Raw genomic sequence first — 16670 nt, forward strand, 5'->3', positions numbered from 1 at the left:
GCTCTGCGTGGGAATGCAGCCCGGGACGCTCCGCGTCCCAAGTGCGGACGCAGAGCGTCCATTGAGGCATTCCCACGCGGAGCGTGGGAACGATCATTTCCGACATCAAGAGGTCCCATGCCCAACCGCCCGCCTCTCGACCCTGTCACCGCCCGCTGGGTGCCCTGGGTCGTCGCCATTGCCTTCTTCATGCAATCCCTCGACGGGACGATCCTCAACACCGCCCTGCCCGCCATGGCCCGCGACCTGGCGGAAGATCCACTGCGCATGCAGGGTGTGATCATCGCCTACATGCTCACGGTCGCCTTGCTGATCCCCGCCTCCGGCTGGATCGCCGACCGCTTCGGCACCCGGAAAATCTTCTTCGGCGCCATCCTGCTGTTCAGCTTCGGCTCGTTGCTCTGTGCAATGTCGAACACCCTGAGCATGCTGATCGGTGCCCGGGTCATCCAGGGGCTGGGCGGCGCGTTGATGTTGCCGGTCGGGCGATTGGTGGTACTGCGCGCCTACCCACGCTCGGAGCTGGTGCGAATCATGGGCTTCATCACCATTCCCGGCTTGCTCGGGCCGTTGATCGGCCCGACCATGGGCGGCTGGATGGTGCAGTACCTGACCTGGCACTGGATCTTCCTGATCAATCTGCCGGTGGGACTGGTGGGCTGCTACGCCGTGTGGAAATTCATCCCGGACCTGCGCGGCTCCGAGCGTACCCGCTTCGATAGCCTGGGTTTCCTGCTGTTCGGCGCGGCGATGATCCTGATCACCATCGCCATGGAAGGCCTGGGCGAACTGCACCTGCCGCACCTGCGGGTGATGCTGTTGCTGTTCGGCGGCATGGCTTGCCTGGCGGCTTACTGGCTGCGCGCCGGGCACATAGATAATCCGCTATTTTCGCCGTCGCTGTTCAAGACCCGGACCTTTGCCGTCGGCATTCTCGGCAACCTCTTCGCCCGGCTCGGCAGCGGCGCCCTGCCGTTCCTTGTGCCGTTGCTGCTGCAAGTGGCGCTGGGCTATTCACCGTCCCAGGCCGGGATGAGCATGCTGCCGCTGGCCGCGGCGGCGATGGTTGCCAAGGGGGTGGCGCGACCGCTGATCGAACGCCTGGGCTACCGCATCGTGCTGACCGGCAACACCCTGGCGCTGGGGATCATGCTGGCGAGCATGGGCCTGGTCAGCGAGCAGACGCCGTACTGGCTACTGCTGTGCCTGCTGGCGATCCTTGGGGCAATCAACTCCTTGCAGTTCACCGCGATGAACACCGTGACCCTGATCGACCTCGACGACGCCAGTGCCAGCAGCGGCAACAGTCTGCTGTCGGTGGTGGCGCAATTGTCCCTGAGCCTGGGCGTGGCCTGCGCCGGTGCATTGCTCGGCGGTTTCACGGCAGGGATCGGCAACGATGGTGTCGAGACCGTGCTGGGCGCGTTCCAGCTGACTTTTGTGACCGTAGGGATCATGGCGATGCTGGCCGCAACGATCTTTTCCCAGCTCTCAAAGGAAGACGGACGGCGCGTCAAGCGTCCGGAAGAGCACATCGAACCTTAGGGCGAATGGCCATCGGACTGGTACACTGCGCGACATTTTGTTTTGCAGGCCAGTCCCGTGACCACCATCGCCACCGAATTTAATACTTTGCCGCTGTCCGCCGCCATGCTGGCTAACCTCGACTCCCTCGGTTATGCCCAGATGACGCCGATCCAGGCGCAAAGCTTGCCGGTGATCCTCAAGGGGATGGACCTGATCGCCCAGGCCAAGACCGGCAGCGGCAAGACCGCCGCGTTCGGCATCGGCCTGCTGAACCCGATCAACCCGCGCTACTTCGGTTGCCAGGCGCTGATCCTGTGCCCGACCCGTGAGCTGGCCGACCAGGTCGCCAAGGAAATCCGTCGCCTGGCCCGTGCCGAAGACAACATCAAGGTCCTGACCCTGTGTGGCGGCGTATCCCTCGGTCCGCAGATCGCTTCGCTGGAACACGGCGCGCACATCATCGTCGGCACCCCTGGGCGCATCCAGCAGCACCTGCGCAAGGGCTCGCTGGTCCTGCACGGCCTCAACACCCTGATCCTCGACGAAGCCGACCGCATGCTCGACATGGGTTTCTACGACTCCATCGAAGAAATCATCATGCAGGCCCCGGAACGTCGCCAGACCCTGCTGTTCTCCGCCACTTATCCGGTGGGCATCAAGCAGCTGGCGGCGAAGTTCATGCGCAACCCGCAGCAAGTGAAGGCCGAGGCGTTCCACGACGATACGCAGATCGAGCAGCGCTTCTACGAAATTTCCCCGGACGATCGCATGAGCGCCGTGACCAAGGTGCTGGGCCACTTCCGCCCGGCGTCCTGCGTGGCGTTCTGCTTCACCAAGCAGCAGGTCCAGGAAACCGTTGACCACCTGACGGCCAAGGGCATCTCCGCCGTCGGCCTGCACGGCGATCTGGAACAGCGTGATCGCGACCAGGTGCTGGCGATGTTCGCCAACCGCAGCACTTCGGTTCTGGTGGCCACCGACGTCGCCGCCCGGGGCCTGGATATCGATTCGTTGGACATGGTGATCAACGTCGAGCTAGCCCGCGATTCGGAAATCCACATCCACCGTGTTGGCCGTACCGGTCGTGCCGGTGAGAAAGGCCTGGCCATCAGCCTGGTCGCGCCGTCCGAAGCACAGCGTGCCCAAGCCATCGAGCAATTGCAGAAGTCGCCGTTGACCTGGGACCAGGTGGACAACCTCACCTCCAAGGGCGGCGGTCCGCTGCTGCCGCAGATGAGCACTCTGTGCATCGGTGCAGGCCGCAAGGACAAAGTACGTCCGGGCGACATCCTGGGTGCACTGACCGGTGAAGCCGGCATCCCGGGCGCTCAGGTCGGCAAGATCGCGATCTTCGACTTCCAGGCCTATGTGGCCGTGGAGCGCGGCGTCGCCAAGCAGGCCTTGCAGCGCCTGAACGACGGCAAGATCAAGGGCCGTTCGTTGCGCGTGCGCATCCTGTAAGTACACCACCGCCCCCCTGTAGGAGCGAGGCTTGCCCGCGAAGAACGATGACACGGTACATCAGGAAGTCCGCGTTATCGTTCTTCGCGGGCAAGCCTCGCTCCTACAGGGTTCGCCGTAAGCCCTGAGATTTTTTGAGGACACCGTTTTGCGCTCTACCGAAGTCGTGATCATTGGCGCTGGCGCCGCAGGGTTGATGTGTGCACTGACCGCCGCCGGGCGCGGGCGCAAGGTGTTGCTGCTGGACCATGCCAACAAGGCCGGCAAGAAAATCCTTATGTCGGGCGGTGGCCGCTGCAATTTCACCAACATGTACACGGAACCGGGCAATTTTCTCTCGCAGAACGCCCACTTCTGCAAATCCGCCCTGGCGCGCTACACCCAGTGGGATTTCATCGGCATGGTGGCCAAGCACGGCGTGCCGTACCACGAGAAAAAGCTCGGCCAACTGTTTTGCGATAACAAGTCCAGCGACATCCTCGAAATGTTGCTCGATGAGTGCAATCAGGTCGGCGTCAGCCTGCACCTGGACACCTCGATCCAGACTATCGAGAAGCTCGAGAAGGGTTATCTGCTGGACACCACCCTCGGCCAGGTCACCTGCGAGTCCTTGGTCATCGCCACTGGCGGTTTGTCGATCCCGACCCTGGGCGCCACCGGTTTTGGCTATCAAGTGGCCAAACAATTCGGCCACGACCTGCTCCCGACCCGCGCCGGTCTGGTGCCGTTCACCATCACCGATCAGCTGAAAGAACTGTGCACCGAGCTGTCCGGCACCTCGGTCGATTGCCTGGTCAGCTGCAATGACCAGAGCTTTCGCGAGAACATCCTGTTCACCCACCGAGGCCTCAGCGGGCCGGCGATTTTGCAGATTTCTTCGTTCTGGGAATCCGGCGATACGGTCGAGATCAACCTGCTGCCAGACCACGACGTACCGAGCTGGCTGCAACAGCAACAAGCCGAACGCCCGAACAGCGAACTGAAAACCCTGCTGGGTGAAATCTTCACCAAGAAGATGGCCAATTTGCTGGCGGACAACTGGTTTGTCTCCAAACCGATGAAGCAGTACACCCACGCCGAACTGGCCGATGTCGCGGAAAAACTGGCGAGCTGGAAAGTCGTGCCGGCGGGCACCGAAGGCTATCGCACTGCCGAGGTGACCCTTGGCGGCGTCAATACCAATGAAGTGTCGTCCAAGACCATGGAATCGCTGAAAAGCCCTGGCCTGTATTTCATCGGCGAAGTGCTGGACGTCACCGGGCACCTGGGCGGTTTCAACTTCCAGTGGGCCTGGGCTTCCGGTTACGCCGCCGCGCAGTACGCCTGATTCAACGCAATACCTGTGGGAGTGAGCCTGCTCGCGATGGCGGTCTGACAGTCGACATGAATGTTGAATGTAACGGCCTCATCGCGAGCAGGCTCACTCCCACATTGATTTTGCACTGATCGATAAAGGAACAGATTTTGCTGTCAGATGTGATCGCCGCCATTGCGTCGGCGTCATTACTGGCTCAATTTAGCGTCATTGCCTCGGAAGGCCTTCGCACTTCATGTCATCGACCTCGCTCCGTCAGTCTCTGCGCCGCCTTTGGGCGCTGGATAAATTCAGCTACAGCGTGCGGGTATTCATCGCCCTGACCGGCACCATGGCGTTGTGCTGGTATCAGGATGAAATGGGGCTGTTGATCCCGTTGTTCCTGGGGATTATCGCCAGCGCCCTGGCCGAAACCGATGACAGCTGGCAGGGGCGCCTCAACGCGCTGGCGGTGACGCTGGTGTGTTTCGCCGTCGCCGCGCTGTCGGTCGAACTGCTGTTCCCCTACCCCATTCTCTTCATTATCGCCTTTGCCCTGGCCGCCTTCTGCCTGACCATGCTCGGTGCCCTTGGCGAGCGATATGGGGCGATTGCCTCGGCCACCCTGATTCTTTCCGTCTACACCATGATCGGCGTCGATCAGCGCGGCGGCGCGGTCACCGATTTCTGGCATGAGCCGGTGCTGCTGGTGGCGGGCGCCGCCTGGTACGGGTTGCTCTCGGTGCTGTGGCAGGCGATGTTTTCCAATCAGCCCGTGCAGCAGAGCCTGGCGAAACTGTTCCGGGAGCTGGGTTATTACCTGAAGTTGAAGTCGTCACTCTTCGAGCCGATCCGGCAGATGGACGTGCAAGCCCGTCGACTGGAACTGGCCCAGCAAAACGGCCGCGTGGTTGCGGCACTCAACGCGGCCAAGGAAATCATCCTGCACAGGGTCGGCAACGGTCGCCCCGGCTCGAAAGTCAGCCGCTACCTGAAGCTGTACTTTCTCGCCCAGGACATCCACGAACGCGCCAGTTCCTCGCACTACCCTTACAACGCCCTGGCCGAAGCCTTCTTCCACAGCGACGTACTGTTCCGCTGCCAGCGCCTGCTGCGCCAGCAAGGCAAGGCCTGCCGCGCCCTGGCCGAATCGATCCAGATGCGCCAGCCGTTCACCTATGACGCGAGTTTCGCCGAAGCCCTCGGTGACCTGCACGCCTCCCTCGAACACCTGCGTATTCAAAGCAATCCCGCCTGGCGCGGGCTGCTGCGTTCACTGCGGGCACTGGCGGCCAACCTGGCTACACTCGACCATCTGCTCAGCGATGCCAGCAACCCCGACACCCTGGCCGACGCCACCGACAGCAGCCTGCTCGACCGCTCGCCGCGCAACTTGAAGGATGTCTGGGTACGCTTGCGCACGCAGCTAACGCCGACGTCGCTGCTGTTCCGCCATGCCCTGCGCCTGCCCCTGGCCTTGAGCATCGGCTACGCGATGGTGCATTTGATCCACCCGTCCCAGGGTTACTGGATCATCCTCACGACGTTGTTCGTCTGCCAGCCAAACTACGGTGCAACAAGGCGCAAGCTCGGCCAGCGGATCATCGGCACCGCGATCGGCCTGACCCTGGCCTGGGCCCTCTTCGACCTGTTCCCCAACCCGCTGATCCAGTCGTGTTTCGCGATTGCCGCCGGGGTGGTGTTCTTTACCAACCGAACCACCCGCTACACCTTGGCGACAGCCGCGATCACCCTGATGGTGCTGTTCTGCTTCAACCAGGTGGGCGACGGGTACGGGCTGTTCCTGCCTCGCCTGTTCGATACCCTGCTCGGCAGCCTGATCGCCGGCCTGGCGGTGTTCCTGTTCCTCCCGGACTGGCAGGGTCGGCGCCTGAACAAAGTGCTGGCCAACACCCTGACCTGCAACAGCATCTACCTGCGCCAGATCATGCAGCAATACGCCGCCGGCAAAAGCGATGACCTGGCGTATCGCCTGGCGCGGCGTAACGCACACAATGCCGACGCGGCGCTGTCGACCACCCTGGCCAACATGCTGATGGAGCCGGGGCATTTCCGTAAGGAAGCGGATGTCGGGTTCCGCTTCCTGGTGTTGTCGCACACCTTGCTCAGTTACTTGTCCGGGCTGGGCGCACATCGGGAAACTCAATTACCGCAGGATGTACGCGAACACCTGATTGAAGGCGCGGGGGTGAAACTGGCCGCCAGCATCGATGAAATCGCCCAAGGCCTGGCGAGTAAAGCCGCCATTGCCATTCAGAGCGATGAGGAGGAAGCGCTGGCCAACACGCTCGAGCAGATGCCCGATGAAATCGACGAGGGCCAGCGATTGGTGCAGACGCAACTGGCGTTGATCTGCCGGCAGTTGGGGCCGTTGCGCACGCTGGCGGCGCATTTGATCAAGGACACCAGCGAGGATTGAGCTCGGTGGTGGCAGCCACGCCTTACATTCCATGTCGCTTCATCAGCCGTGCATAACTGCCGTCAGCCTTCATTGCCGCAATCGCGCGGTCAAAACCGGCGACAATCTGCTCATGCTGCGGATTTTTCAGGCTGACCAGGATGTGCAGGCCATTCTCGCTCAACGGCTTGGGCAAGAACTCCACGGCATTGCGGACCTTGGCCGACTCGCGGGCCAGGTAGTAACGAGCGACGTATTCATCTTCCAGGGTCAGCTTGACCCTGTCGGCAGCGACCATGCGCACGGCCATGGCGAAGTTGTGTACCGGAATCTTCTGCAATGACACATCTTGATCGAAGCTGGGTGAGTAGGCGTAGCCACGTACCACCGAAATCGGATAGGTGTAGAGCTGCTGCAAATTGGCGAATTCGATGGGCACATCTTTACGCTTGAGAAAGCGCACGCGATTAACCAGGTACTCGCCCGAAAACTGACCGAGCCTTGTGCGCTCCTCGTCGAACCAGGCATTGACCAGAACGTCATAGCGGCCCTCGCCCACTCCCAGCAAGGCCCGCGCCCAGGGCACCTGCTCGAAATCACTGGCATAGCCGGCCCGCGCCAGGGCGGTACTGACAATATCCGTGGCCAGCCCGCCGTTATACAGCGTGGCGTCGGTAAAGGGCGGCCAGGCATCCGCCACCAAGCGCAACTTTTCTGCTGCCACCGTTTCAGTCAGCAGCAGCAATCCAATCAAGGCAAAGGCTCGATGCAATCGCGGCATGCCAGAAAATCCTTAGCGGGCGGGTTGCCCGACGTGTTTTCAGCCAAAACGCCAAGACCCCGTACCGGCACCCCCAGGCCCTCGATGTCAGCGCATCGCAGCACTGCACATCGCTTGATTTCAGATTACACAAAGAAGACAGCGTCGCGTTAAATGAATGATGGCATTTTGGTCATTGTCACAGATTCCTACGCCATCAAGACATCTGTTGCCGAGACGCTTAGTATCACAAGAACGTTTTCAGGGAATCGACACATGACAATCAACTGGGTCTGCAAACACCACAGCGATCTGGGCAAAGAGCAGCTGTATGCCATTCTGCAACTGCGCGCCGAGGTGTTCGTCGTGGAGCAGAAATGCATTTATCAGGACATCGATGGCCAGGACCTGGAGGGCGACACCTGCCATTTGATGGCCTGGGACGAAGATCGGCTGGTGGCCTACCTGCGCTTGCTCGATCCCGAGCTACAGGGCGGTGATGTGGTGATCGGCCGCGTGATCATTGCGCCACAGGTGCGAGGCACCGGGCTGGGTCATGAGATGATGGCCCAGGCGCTGAAGCAGATTGAAAAGCGCTGGCCCGAGATGCCGGTCTATCTCTCGGCCCAGGCGCATTTGCAGGGGTATTACGGGCGGTACGGGTTTGAAGTGGCGGGCGAGGTGTATGTCGAGGACGGGATTCCACATATCGGCATGCGGCGCTCCTGAGGGCCCCTTCGCTGGCAAGCCAGCTCCTACAAAAAATAGCGCATGACCTGTAGGAGCGAACCTGCTCGCGAAGGCACCGGATCACTCACCGCAGAAATTCAGGGATACTCCAGCACCGCCTTGATCTGCCGAAGATTGCGCTCGATCCAGCCGCGATCAATCGCTCCCCACCCGCGGATCCGATAGCGCCCGGCATGGTTGCGCCCACCCTCTTCCTGCTCGAACTCGCAAACGATATCCAGATCCGCCAGGGCCGCGATGGTGTCCTGGGCTGTGCGCCGGGGCATGCCGGTGACTTCGGTCAGTGCCGGAACGCTGCTGGCCAGGCCGCTGTCGATCAGGTACGCCACGTACAGGCGGCGGTAGAAGCTGCTCTTGGTCTTGCTTACGTCCATCCACACACTCCTTGTTGCGATTTCCAGTGGCAAAACTACTGCATATCCCGCCAGGTCAGGTACACCCGCACATCGAACTCCACCTGGTGATACCCGGGCAACATGTGCTCGCACAGTTTGTAGAATGCCTTGTTGTGGTCGGATTCCTTGAAGTGCGCCAACTCATGCACGACGATCATTTTCAGAAACTCGGATGGCGCCTCCTTGAACAATGAGGCAATGCGGATTTCTTTCTTGGCCTTGAGCTTGCCGCCTTGCACCCGGGAGATCGTGGTGTGCAGGCCAAGTGCGCGATGGGTCAGGTCCAGACGGTTGTCGAAGAGCACCTTGTCGATGGACGGGGCGTTACGCAGGAATTCCTGCTTGAGGTCCAGGGCATAGGTGTACAGCGCCTTGTCGCTCTGCACGGCATGCTTTTGCGGGTAGCGCTGGTTCAGGTAATCGCCCAGCCGGCCATCGGCGATCAGCTGGCGCACCTGGTCCTGCAAGGTAGCCGGATAGGCCTGGAGGTATTTCAACGCGGTCATTGGAGCAGCAACGCAAATCAGCAAAAGGCGGTCAGTGTAGCGAATTCAGCGGCTCAGCGCGCCCCAGTCGAAGGGCTGTACAAAGCTTTCGGTGTCTTCGGCCATCATCGGCCGGGCGACCAGAAAACCTTGCACATATTCACAGCCGTTGGCTTGCAGCCACTGGTATTGCGCCAGGGTTTCGACCCCTTCGGCAATCACCAGCATCCCGTACTCCTTGCACAGGTCGATCACATTGCGCACCAGGGCCGCGTCCCTCGAGGACTCAGGAAGACGACTGATCAGATGGCGATCGAGCTTGAGCGTATCCATTTCCAGATCGCGCAAGTGGGACAAAGAACACGGGCCAGAGCCGAAATCATCCAGCGCCACCCGCACTCCCAGATTGCGCAGCAAACGCAGCTGTTTGCGGGTTTCCTCAGGGTTATGCATCAAGGCCGCTTCCGTCACTTCGACTTCCAGATGACGCGGCTTCAAACCATGCCGTTCCACGACCTGGCGCAACTCGGTGACCAGGTGGGGCATGGAAAACTGGGTGTTGCTCAAACTGACGCTCACCACCAGATCCTCGCCAAACAGGGTCTCCCAGGCTTTGCGCTGCCCGGCACTGCGCTGGTAAATCCAGCTGCCCAGGCGACTGATCAATCGCGCCTCTTCCAGCAGTGGTAAAAACAATCCTGGCGGAACGTCGCCGACGCTCGGGTGCTGCCAGCGCAGCAACGCCTCGAAACCGCGCGTGCGCCCATCGGCAACAGCCACCTGCGGCTGATACACCAAATTAAAATCGCGATTCTCGATGGCCGTGCGCACGCTTTCTTCGAGCATCAGCCGCGAACGCGCCCGACCGTTCATTTCGTGATCGTAAAACCGATACTGTTGACGACCGGCGCGCTTGGCTTCGTACATGGCGATGTCGGACGCGCGCATCAAGCCGTCGAGATTGGCGCCACAATCGGGAAAGGTGGCAATGCCAATGCTGGCACCAAGGACGATATCCAGGCCGTCGATTTGCTGGCAGATCGACACCCGCTCGATGAGCTTCTCCGCAATCTTGGCCGCTTGCTCGGGAAACTCCAGATCCAGCAGCGCCGTGAATTCATCGCCGCCCATGCGGGCGAGGATATCGAACGGGCGCAGGCAGGCCTTCAACTGTTCGGACACCCAGCGCAATACCCGATCGCCGGCATCGTGACCGAGAGAATCATTGACCCGCTTGAAGCCGTCGAGGTCCAGGTACAGCAGGACCCACGCGCTGTCCGAGCGTTCGCCGCGCAGCAGCAGGTTTTCCACGGTCTGGTAGAAGCCGCGACGGTTGAGCAGCCCGGTCAACGGATCGGTGACCGCCTGGAATTCGAGTTGCTGATGCAGGTGGCGCACCACCGACATGTCCAGCACTGTCACCACCATCGCGTGCTGATCCGAGGGCAGCGGCGCGCAAGACAGTGCCACCGGCACCTGTTGCCCGGGTGCGGTACGCAGCAATGCGTCGTGCAGGCGCAAGGTCTCGCCGCGCTTGTAGCCGGTCAAGAGGTCGGAATCGGCCCAGACCGGTATGTGCGGTTTCTGCAGGAAATCCAGGAACTCCTTGCCCTGCAGCTCCTGCACCGTAGCGCTGAGCAGTCGCGACATCGCCGGGTTGGCAAAACGGATCAGACCGTCCTCACCAACCACCAGAATCCCTTCGGCGGCGTTATCCAGCACCGACGCGTTGAACGCACGAGCGGCCTCCAGATCCTGACTAAGACGCTGCAAGGCCCGGCGATTACGCTGATGTTCGAGCAGCGCCTGGACCTTGGGCTTGAGAATCTGCGGGTCGAAGGGTTTGAATAGGTAATCCACTGCGCCACTGGCGTAACCCTTGATCACGGCGTCCTGGGACTGTTCATTGGCGGTCAGGAAAATGATCGGTGTCAGACGTGTCCGTTGACTGCCGCGCATCAGGCGCGCCACTTCGAAACCGTCCATGCCCGGCATCTGCACATCCAGCAACACCAGGTCGATATCGTGTTCAAGCAACAGCCCGAGCGCCTCGAAACCGGAGGCAGCGGTGATGACCTGCCAATCCTGGCGCTGCAGCAATGCACGCATGCTGACCAGGTTTTCAGGGTAATCATCGACGATCAACAGGGTTGACGGGCCTTCAGCTGGCATTGGGTGCGCGCATTCCATGCTGCTTCTCTAGGTCTGGATGTCAGGCCGACTTCTCGTGAAAACCGGACAGATACTGTGCCTTCACTCTAGACCGTGATCAGTGAAAGCAGTAGGTGTCAGAGCGCCATCATTCGACCGAAGCGTTATTTGCCGACTAACGGTCAGCCATGCAGCCCGCTAAAACCGGGAAGGATGGCATTTCGACAGGATGTTGACGCCAATTAACTGCCCGGCGGGCGTTAACAAAATAACCCGCTACGCTTATAAAGACCGCCCCAAAAGGCACGTGCTAGAGCCATTGGCACGTGCGTGCAGAAATATTTCGCGGAAGCTTTGACTATGATTGACCTCGCAACCTGGAATCTCAGTGTCCCTGTCGGCAGCCCGCCATACACTGTTGAAACCTCAAAACTGGTGGACGGCTTCAAGGATCAATACTTCCATTCTGACACGGGCACCCTGTTTTTCTGGTCACCGGTAACCGGTTCACGCACTGAAAACGCGATCTACCCCCGCACTGAGCTACGTGAAACCTATAGCAACGGCACGCTGCGCAACTGGTACTACCCGGATGCCGACAACTTGCTTCACGCCACCCTGGCAGTGAACCAGGTCCCTAGCTCTGGCAAGATCGTGATCGGGCAGATCCACGCCTATAAAAGCCAGAAGCCGATGGTCAAACTCGAATACCAATACAAAACATCAACCGAGACCGGTAACCTCGTCATCAAAGTGCGCATGCACCCCGACGACGCCGAAAGCAGGGTCATCACCCTTGCCACCGGAATCAAGCTCAATCGTGAGTTCAACTACCTCATTCACCTGAGCCCCGGCGGCGCACTGGGCGTCAGCGCGGCGGGTTACCAGTGGGACACCAATATCAGCGCCACCTGGCGCGACAAACCGCTGTACTTCAAGGCCGGCGTATATGTGCAGGACAACACCGGGTACACCAGCGAGGGCGGCAAGGTGACGTTCAGCAAGCTGGATATTGATCACGATAAATAAGCAGACCTTGATCCTGCGCCCACAAAAAACCCGCCTCACGGCGGGTTTTTCATGCAACTAAACACTTGAGGCTTAGTTGACCTTGGCGTTCAACTCACCTTTCAGATAACGCTGATACATCCCTTCCAGGGAGATCGGCTTGATCTTCGAAGCGTTGCCCGCGGTACCGAAGGCTTCGTAACGGGCGATGCACACGTCGCGCATGGCGGTCACGGTGGCGCCGAAGAACTTACGTGGGTCGAATTCGCTCGGGTTGGTGGCCATCAGGCGACGCATCGCACCGGTGGACGCCAGGCGCAGGTCGGTGTCGATGTTGACCTTGCGCACGCCGTGCTTGATGCCTTCGACGATTTCTTCAACCGGTACGCCGTAGGTTTCCTTGATGTCGCCGCCGTACTGGTTGATGATCGCCAGCCACTCTTGCGGAACCGAAGACGAACCGTGCATCACCAGGTGAGTGTTCGGAATGCGCTTGTGGATCTCTTTGATGCGGTCGATCGCCAACACGTCGCCGGTAGGCGGCTTGGTGAACTTGTAGGCGCCGTGGCTGGTACCGATAGCGATGGCCAGGGCATCGACCTGGGTACGCTTGACGAAGTCAGCGGCTTCTTCCGGGTCGGTCAGCATCTGGCTGTGATCCAGAACGCCTTCAGCGCCGATACCGTCTTCTTCACCGGCCATGCCGGTTTCCAGCGAACCCAGGCAGCCCAGCTCGCCTTCTACCGATACGCCGCAGGCGTGAGCCATGGCCACGGTTTGTTGGGTAACACGGACGTTGTAGTCGTAGTCGGTCGGGGTCTTGCCGTCTTCGCCCAGGGAACCGTCCATCATCACCGAGCTGAAGCCCAGTTGGATGGAACGCTGGCAGACGTCAGGGCTGGTGCCGTGGTCCTGGTGCATGCACACCGGGATGTGCGGGAATTCTTCGATGGCAGCCAGGATCAGGTGACGCAGGAACGGTGCGCCGGCGTATTTGCGAGCACCGGCCGAAGCCTGGACGATCACCGGGGAGTCAGTCTTGTCAGCGGCTTCCATGATGGCGCGCATCTGCTCAAGGTTGTTGACGTTGAAGGCTGGAACGCCGTAGCCGAACTCGGCTGCGTGGTCCAGCATCTGGCGCATGCTGATAAGTGCCATTGTGTGTGTCTCTCCCGGTTTGGGTCGTTAATCGTGCCAGCCTGCCGTAGCGGCGGCGGCTATTCAAGTTATTGCAGATCGGGGGTTGGTCCCGGGCTGCGAATTCGGTGTTACTTAAATCTCGATACCTGCGCGGTCCCTGTAGGAGTGAGCCTGCTCGCGATAGCAATCTTGCAGTCAACATTGCAGCGACTGTCAGGTCGCTATCGCGAGCAGGCTCGCTCCCACATTGGGTCCGTGTTGTGTCAGTTATTGCGCTTTACAACCACGGCCAATCAAATCATTGGTGGCGACCCAGTAGACCAGGCCTTCCTCACCTTTCATGTGAAACGCCAGCATGTTGTCGCTGTACAGCGAACCCGACGCGCCCGGCTCTTGCTTCAGGCGATGGACCTGATCGGCCCCACCCAGGCGTACGTCGACTTCGTTGCGGCTGTCGTCGGTGTAGCGCCACACCACCTTGGCCTGGCTGTCGCAGGTCCAGGTGGTCCAGTTATCCACCGGGGCGGACGACTGGAACGGGTTCCAGTTGGAGCACCCGCCCAGCAATGCCAGCGCCGTAATGGCGATAAAGCCTTTCATCCGTGTCCCTCGACTGACGGCGTACACCGCCAGCCCTGAGTAAAGAGTCAGACCCGTCAAGGACAACCATGTTCCTTGGCGGGGGTCTGTGTCTCGTATTTGTCCAGGCCATCAGGCCCGGAACGCTTGTTGAGCACCGGGTTGGTTTCCGCCTGCCAGTCGGCTTGATAGCAACCGTTCTGATGCGCGGACGGCGCGGGTTCCGGCGTGGCTTTGGGGTTACTCCCGCAAGCCGCCAGCGAACCCGCGACGATCAACAGCGCTAAGGTCTTGACCATGTCAACACTCCCTTGCCTGGTCAAACGGGCGACCCTCAGGCCTTGGCCCGGCTTTCCAGGACTTCAACGGCTGGCAACACCTTGCCTTCGACGAACTCCAGGAACGCGCCGCCACCGGTAGAAATGTAGGAGATTTGCTCGGCAACGCCATATTTATCGATGGCCGCCAGGGTGTCACCACCGCCAGCAATGGAGAATGCCGCGCTGTCGGCGATAGCCTGGGCCAGCACTTTGGTGCCGTTACCGAACTGGTCGAATTCAAACACGCCAACCGGACCGTTCCACAGGATAGTCTTGGACGATTTCAGCAGTTCGGCGAAATTCGCCGCCGTTTGCGGACCGATATCGAGAATCATGTCGTCGGCTGCAACATCGGCGATCAGCTTGACCGTGGCCGTGGCGCTCTCGGCGAATTCCTTGGCAACCACCACGTCCACCGGCAGCGGCACGCTTACTTTGGCGGCGATGGCGCGAGCGGTGTCCAGCAGGTCCGGCTCGTACAGCGATTTGCCGACCGGGTGACCGGCAGCCGCCAGGAAGGTGTTGGCGATACCGCCGCCAACGATCAGCTGGTCGCAGATCTGGCTCAGGCTGTTAAGAACGTCAAGCTTGGTCGATACCTTGGAACCGGCAACGATGGCGGCCATCGGCTGGGCCGGTGCGCCCAGGGCCTTGCCCAGCGCGTCCAGTTCGGCGGCGAGCAGCGGGCCCGCAGCGGCAACCTTGGCGAACTTGGCCACGCCGTGGGTCGAACCCTCGGCACGGTGCGCGGTACCGAAGGCGTCCATCACGAACACGTCGCACAGGGCGGCGTATTGCTTGGCCAGCTCGTCGGCGTTCTTCTTCTCGCCCTTGTTGAAACGCACGTTTTCAAACAGCACGATGTCGCCGGCTTTCACCTCGACGCCGCCCAGGTAGTCCGCCACCAGCGGCACTTCGCGACCCAGAGCCTTGCTCAGGTAGTCAGCCACTGGCTTGAGGCTGTTCTCGGCCGAGAATTCGCCTTCGGTCGGACGGCCAAGGTGCGAGCAGACCATCACGGCCGCGCCTTTTTCCAGGGCCAGCTTGATGGTCGGCAGCGAAGCCAGGATTCGCGCATCGCTGGTGACGGCACCGTCCTTGACTGGGACGTTGAGGTCTTCGCGAATCAGTACGCGCTTACCTTGCAGATCGAGGTCGGACATCTTCAACACGGTCATGGGTCGCATTTCCTGAGTAGCTGATCTTAGAGAGCAGGTTTTGTTGAGGCTGTGTGCAGATAGTGTTCCGCAACATCCAGCATTCGGTTGGCAAAACCCCATTCGTTGTCGAACCAGGCCAGGATGTTCACCAGCCTTGGGCCGGAAACTCGGGTCTGACTGGCATCGACGATCGCCGAATGTGGGTCGTGGTTGAAATCACAACTTGCGTGGGGCAACTCGGTGTAGGCCAGAAGGCCTTTGAGCGGGCCGCGGGTGGCAGCCTCGCGCAGGATCCGGTTGACCTCGGTGGCGTCGGTGTCGCTCACGGTCTGCATCGTGATATCGAGGCAAGACACGTTAACCGTCGGCACACGTACGGCTTTGGCCTGAATTCGCCCGGCAAGTTCCGGCAGCAAGCGTTCAATGCCGCGCGCCAGACCAGTGGACACCGGAATCACCGACTGAAACGCCGAACGGGTGCGGCGCAAATCTTCGTGATGATAGGCGTCGATCACCGGCTGGTCATTCATGGCCGAATGGATGGTGGTAATCGACACGTACTCGAGCCCGATGGCCTGATCCAGCAGTCGCAACAACGGCACGCCGCAGTTGGTCGTGCAGGAGGCGTTGGACACCAGCAACTCATCACCCGTCAGGCAATCCTGGTTCACGCCGTACACGATGGTGGCATCGACATCCGCCTCGCTTGCCATCGGCTGGGAAAACAGCACGCGCGGTGCGCCGGCGTCGAGGAACCGCTGGCCGTCTTCGCGAGTGTGGTAAGCGCCGGAGCATTCCAGCACCAGGTCGACGCCCAACGACGCCCAATCGATGCCTTCGGGAGTGGCACTGCGCAGGACCTTCACGCAGTCGCCATTAATATGCAGACAATCGCCATCGACCCTGACCTCACCGGGAAAGCGCCCGTGGGTGGAGTCGAAGCGTGTCAGGTATTCGATGCTGGCCATGTCGGCCAGATCGTTGATTGCGACAATCTCGAACCCGGCCTTATCGCCTCGCTCGAACAACGCACGCAAGACGCAACGACCAATCCGGCCGTAGCCGTTGAGTGCAACTTTGTAGGGACGCGGTTGAGGCATGGGGGTTCTCGATAAACGCAGTCAGACGAATCTCGTTAACAACACAACCCTTGTAGGAGCGAGCCTGCTCGCGATGGTGGACCAGACAACGCGCTCATTCAGACAGCCAGCGTTATCGTTA

Annotated in this window: 15 protein-coding genes; 6 read left to right on the plus strand and 9 right to left on the minus strand. The window is 60.6% G+C overall.

Annotation, left to right across the window (positions count from 1 at the left end):
* The first annotated feature begins 117 nt into the window (after positions 1-117).
* The 4 genes from mdtD to yccS all read left to right on the plus strand — a co-directional run bounded on the left by mdtD (position 118) and on the right by yccS (position 6722).
* The gene (gene mdtD / locus OH720_RS29610) at positions 118-1545 is read left to right on the plus strand and encodes a multidrug transporter subunit MdtD (protein ID WP_180202347.1); all 1428 of its coding nucleotides are present in this window, start codon (positions 118-120) and stop codon (positions 1543-1545) included.
* Positions 1546-1650: 105 nt separating this feature from the next.
* Entirely contained in the window at positions 1651-2988 is a 1338-nt protein-coding gene (gene dbpA / locus OH720_RS29615; RefSeq protein ID WP_238543154.1) for an ATP-dependent RNA helicase DbpA, read from the plus strand.
* A 148-nt stretch (positions 2989-3136) separates the two neighbouring features.
* The gene (locus tag OH720_RS29620; protein ID WP_272603844.1) at positions 3137-4315 is read left to right on the plus strand and encodes an NAD(P)/FAD-dependent oxidoreductase; all 1179 of its coding nucleotides are present in this window, start codon (positions 3137-3139) and stop codon (positions 4313-4315) included.
* Positions 4316-4538: 223 nt separating this feature from the next.
* Positions 4539-6722, plus strand: coding sequence for a YccS family putative transporter (yccS, locus tag OH720_RS29625; protein ID WP_272603845.1), 2184 nt, complete (start codon positions 4539-4541; stop codon positions 6720-6722).
* Between the two features lie 22 nt (positions 6723-6744).
* Here the strand turns inward: yccS and OH720_RS29630 are convergent, their stop codons facing one another.
* A complete protein-coding gene (locus tag OH720_RS29630) occupies positions 6745-7482 on the minus strand; it encodes a substrate-binding periplasmic protein (RefSeq protein ID WP_272603846.1) in 738 nt (245 codons plus the stop codon).
* A gap of 255 nt (positions 7483-7737) precedes the next feature.
* Here OH720_RS29630 and OH720_RS29635 point away from each other — a divergent pair, with 255 nt between their 5' ends.
* Positions 7738-8190, plus strand: a complete 453-nt coding sequence (locus OH720_RS29635; protein WP_272603847.1) for a GNAT family N-acetyltransferase — start codon at positions 7738-7740, stop codon at positions 8188-8190.
* Positions 8191-8288: 98 nt separating this feature from the next.
* Here OH720_RS29635 and OH720_RS29640 read toward each other — a convergent pair whose 3' ends face one another.
* Genes OH720_RS29640 through OH720_RS29650 form a run of 3 tightly spaced genes read right to left on the minus strand, consistent with a single transcriptional unit; the run spans position 8289 to position 11281 of the window.
* Positions 8289-8585: a winged helix-turn-helix domain-containing protein gene (locus tag OH720_RS29640; protein WP_272603848.1), complete on the minus strand. Its 297-nt coding sequence runs from the start codon at positions 8583-8585 to the stop codon at positions 8289-8291.
* Between the two features lie 35 nt (positions 8586-8620).
* Positions 8621-9112, minus strand: a complete 492-nt coding sequence (locus tag OH720_RS29645; RefSeq protein WP_272603849.1) for a M48 metallopeptidase family protein — start codon at positions 9110-9112, stop codon at positions 8621-8623.
* Positions 9113-9157: 45 nt separating this feature from the next.
* Positions 9158-11281 carry a putative bifunctional diguanylate cyclase/phosphodiesterase gene (locus tag OH720_RS29650; protein WP_272603850.1) on the minus strand — a complete coding sequence of 708 codons (2124 nt, stop codon included), beginning with the start codon at positions 11279-11281 and terminating at the stop codon, positions 9158-9160.
* 321 nt (positions 11282-11602) lie between these two features.
* Here OH720_RS29650 and OH720_RS29655 point away from each other — a divergent pair, with 321 nt between their 5' ends.
* A complete protein-coding gene (locus OH720_RS29655) occupies positions 11603-12271 on the plus strand; it encodes a polysaccharide lyase family 7 protein (RefSeq protein WP_272603851.1) in 669 nt (222 codons plus the stop codon).
* A 72-nt stretch (positions 12272-12343) separates the two neighbouring features.
* On the opposite strand, the gene fba is transcribed toward OH720_RS29655, so the two are convergent.
* The 5 genes from fba to epd form a co-directional block, all read right to left on the minus strand.
* Positions 12344-13408 (minus strand): class II fructose-bisphosphate aldolase, encoded by a 1065-nt coding sequence (fba, locus tag OH720_RS29660; protein ID WP_007975467.1) that lies wholly within the window; start codon positions 13406-13408, stop codon positions 12344-12346.
* Positions 13409-13657: 249 nt separating this feature from the next.
* A complete protein-coding gene (locus OH720_RS29665; protein ID WP_272603852.1) occupies positions 13658-13990 on the minus strand; it encodes an MliC family protein in 333 nt (110 codons plus the stop codon).
* A 56-nt stretch (positions 13991-14046) separates the two neighbouring features.
* Positions 14047-14268, minus strand: a complete 222-nt coding sequence (locus OH720_RS29670; protein ID WP_272603853.1) for a hypothetical protein — start codon at positions 14266-14268, stop codon at positions 14047-14049.
* Positions 14269-14303: 35 nt separating this feature from the next.
* Positions 14304-15467, minus strand: a complete 1164-nt coding sequence (locus OH720_RS29675) for a phosphoglycerate kinase (protein WP_008057063.1) — start codon at positions 15465-15467, stop codon at positions 14304-14306.
* Positions 15468-15493: 26 nt separating this feature from the next.
* Positions 15494-16549: an erythrose-4-phosphate dehydrogenase gene (gene epd, locus OH720_RS29680; RefSeq protein ID WP_180202336.1), complete on the minus strand. Its 1056-nt coding sequence runs from the start codon at positions 16547-16549 to the stop codon at positions 15494-15496.
* Positions 16550-16670 lie beyond the last annotated feature (121 nt).

It is taken from the genome of Pseudomonas sp. WJP1 (assembly GCF_028471945.1).
In the GTDB taxonomy this organism is placed as follows: domain Bacteria; phylum Pseudomonadota; class Gammaproteobacteria; order Pseudomonadales; family Pseudomonadaceae; genus Aquipseudomonas.

Coding starts and splice junctions, on each gene's coding strand:
- mdtD (WP_180202347.1), top strand. CDS start 118: ATGCCCAACCGCCCGCCTCTCGACCCTGTCACCGCCCGCTGGGTGCCC.
- dbpA (WP_238543154.1), top strand. CDS start 1,651: ATGCTGGCTAACCTCGACTCCCTCGGTTATGCCCAGATGACGCCGATC.
- yccS (WP_272603845.1), top strand. CDS start 4,539: ATGTCATCGACCTCGCTCCGTCAGTCTCTGCGCCGCCTTTGGGCGCTG.
- OH720_RS29630 (WP_272603846.1), bottom strand. CDS start 7,482: ATGCCGCGATTGCATCGAGCCTTTGCCTTGATTGGATTGCTGCTGCTG.
- OH720_RS29635 (WP_272603847.1), top strand. CDS start 7,738: ATGACAATCAACTGGGTCTGCAAACACCACAGCGATCTGGGCAAAGAG.
- OH720_RS29640 (WP_272603848.1), bottom strand. CDS start 8,585: ATGGACGTAAGCAAGACCAAGAGCAGCTTCTACCGCCGCCTGTACGTG.
- OH720_RS29645 (WP_272603849.1), bottom strand. CDS start 9,112: ATGACCGCGTTGAAATACCTCCAGGCCTATCCGGCTACCTTGCAGGAC.
- OH720_RS29650 (WP_272603850.1), bottom strand. CDS start 11,281: ATGGAATGCGCGCACCCAATGCCAGCTGAAGGCCCGTCAACCCTGTTG.
- OH720_RS29655 (WP_272603851.1), top strand. CDS start 11,603: ATGATTGACCTCGCAACCTGGAATCTCAGTGTCCCTGTCGGCAGCCCG.
- fba (WP_007975467.1), bottom strand. CDS start 13,408: ATGGCACTTATCAGCATGCGCCAGATGCTGGACCACGCAGCCGAGTTC.
- OH720_RS29665 (WP_272603852.1), bottom strand. CDS start 13,990: ATGAAAGGCTTTATCGCCATTACGGCGCTGGCATTGCTGGGCGGGTGC.
- OH720_RS29670 (WP_272603853.1), bottom strand. CDS start 14,268: ATGGTCAAGACCTTAGCGCTGTTGATCGTCGCGGGTTCGCTGGCGGCT.
- OH720_RS29675 (WP_008057063.1), bottom strand. CDS start 15,467: ATGACCGTGTTGAAGATGTCCGACCTCGATCTGCAAGGTAAGCGCGTA.
- epd (WP_180202336.1), bottom strand. CDS start 16,549: ATGCCTCAACCGCGTCCCTACAAAGTTGCACTCAACGGCTACGGCCGG.